General features: G+C 73.7%; 1 protein-coding gene. It reads right to left on the bottom strand.

Translation table 11 applies throughout. The annotated features are described in order from the left end of the window. Positions 1 to 1884 (bottom strand): potassium channel family protein (locus tag AOK08_RS40490; RefSeq protein WP_055535375.1); only part of this gene is annotated, 1884 nt, incomplete at its 3' end. Positions 1885 to 2325 lie beyond the last annotated feature (441 nt).

A 2325-nucleotide genomic window follows, 5' to 3' on the forward strand; every position in this document is an offset into this window, starting at 1 on the left:
GGCGGCCAGTACCACCCGGTCCTCCGCCCGCAGCACATACGTCGCCGGCACATCCCACACCAGCCCCGACGGCCGCCCGTCCACATCCGCGCCGGAGGTCTCGGGGCCGGGGCCCACCCCGGTGTCCAGCGCCAGCACCCGCCACGCTCCCGCCCGGAACGCCTCGCCGACCGTCCGTCCCTCCAACTGGGCGTGCCCGCCCACCCGCATCGCCGCGAACAGCAGCACCCGCCGTTCGACGGGAATCGTGCCCAGGATCTGTGTCTGGCGGCCCATCATCGCCCCGGCGAACGCGGGCGCCGAGAGATGCGACACGCTCCGGCTGCGGGTGGTCGCGCCGGGGTGCGCGGCGCGCAGGGTGCGGTACACGGCGGTGGCGAAGTCGTCGTCGTACAGGCGCAGGACGACACGCAGGTCGGGCCGTACGGAACGCCCGTACAGCACCGCCTCCAGGTTCGTCGTGTCGGCGCTGGTGAGGGCGAGGAGGGCCTGCGCGCGGTTGATCTTCGCGGCCTCCAGGACGCCCTCCTGGGTCACGTCACCCAGTACCACCGGCACCCCCAGCCGCCGCGCGGTCGCGAGGCCGCGTGCCTCGGGGTCCGCCTCCACGCACACCACCGGGATGTTCAGTTCGCGCAGGCGGGTCAGCACGCGCGTGCCGATCTTGCCGAGTCCGAGCAGTACCACATGCCCGCTCAGTCCACGCGGCGGCTTCCGTACCGCCGACCCGCTGCGGAACGTACCGAGCGCCTCCAGTACGGCGGCCAGCAGCACCGGCAGCAGCAGCAACCCGACCAGTCCGGACAGGAGTTGGAGGATCTGGCGGGTCATCGAGGCGCCGATCGCCGGGTCGTTGATCGCGAACAGGTCCAACAGGGTGAGGTACGTGGCGTGGACGGGGTGGTCGCCCGTCGCGATCGACAGCGCCACGGCGAGAGCGACCACGCAGCCGACCATCCCGGCCAGCGACCACCGCAGCCGCCGGGAGAACAGCGAGCCGAACGGCGGCACCACCCCCCGGCCCCGGCCGCCCGACATCGGCGTACCCGAGTACGTGTACGACACCTGCTGGAGCACCACCGTCCCGCGCCCGGTGGCCGCCGCGACCGCGGCCTCGTCGGGGAGCAGCCGGGGACCCTGGTCACCGCTGCTCTCCGAGCCGTCCGCGCCGGCCGGGTCGCTGCTCGTCGCGGAGAGCAGGGCGAGCGTGTACAGGCCCGGGTCGGCGACCTCGCCGGGGGCCGGCGGCTGCCGTTCCACCGCGCGCAGCAGCAGCCCGGCGGTCTGGACGACCTTGCTGGTACCGGTGATCGCGGTGGCGGCGAGTGCCGGGGCGGCCGTGTCGGCGTCGGACAGGACGGTGGTGGACGCGTCGAGCGCGCCGACGTTGTCGACCGCGTCCTCACCATCACTGGTCCCCGTCGCCAACACCGAGGCCTGGTCGAGGAGTTCCTCGATGTGCTGGCCCAACCGCCGGTTGTAGAGCCGCAGTACGAGCCGCAGACGTGGGTTGAGACGGCGGGCGGTGAGCGCGGCGCGGATGTTGGTCTCGTCGTCGTCGTACACGAGGGCCAGGGCCGCGGCCCGCTCCGCGCCCGCCTCGGCGAGCGCCGCCTCGGTCAGCTCGACGGCCTCCAACACCCCTTCGTGTGCCCCGGGTTCACCGGAATCGCCACTCCCGCCGCCGCCGTTCCCCGCCGCCCGGTTGACGGCCGCCGTCATCCGGTCGAGCAGCGCCGACGCGGTTCCGGCGGCCCGTACGACCACCGGGGGCCGTACGTTCCGCTCCGAGGGCGGGACGACCAGGGTGACCCGCTCGCCGTACACGTTGCGGAGTTCGTGGGCCAGCCGGTGCGCGAGCCCGTCGTCGCCGCACACGATCATGTGCCCGGCGGGATCACCCGCACCACCCGGACCGTTCGGCCCGCTCTGACTCGGAAGGTTCCCCAGGATCGCCACGAGGGAGAAGACTGCCTCACCGGGAGGGCCGGTCGCGGACCGGGGCCCGACGGATCGTCAGGCGGCGGCCGGGGGATCGGTGCCGGCGGGTTCGGGCGCCCGGTGTCCAGCAAGGCGTTTCCCGTCCCCGACCGGTTGGTTACTCTGCCGGGACGGACCGGCTTGCCGGCTTGAGCCAAGGCGTTCTGGGGTGCTGGCCGGTGAACCGGTTCATGTGGTCGGCGTGGGACGGTCTCCTGGCGGAACACGTGCTGCTCCTTTCAGCCGTTGCGGCGTTCTGCGTCCTGGTCGTGCTCCATCTCCTGGCCGTGCGCCGGACCGCCGGGCCCTCCCTCGCGGGAGCGGTCGCCGCCGCGCTGGCCGCCG

It is taken from the genome of Streptomyces graminilatus (assembly GCF_001418565.1).
Classification (GTDB): Bacteria; Actinomycetota; Actinomycetes; order Streptomycetales; family Streptomycetaceae; genus Streptomyces; species Streptomyces graminilatus.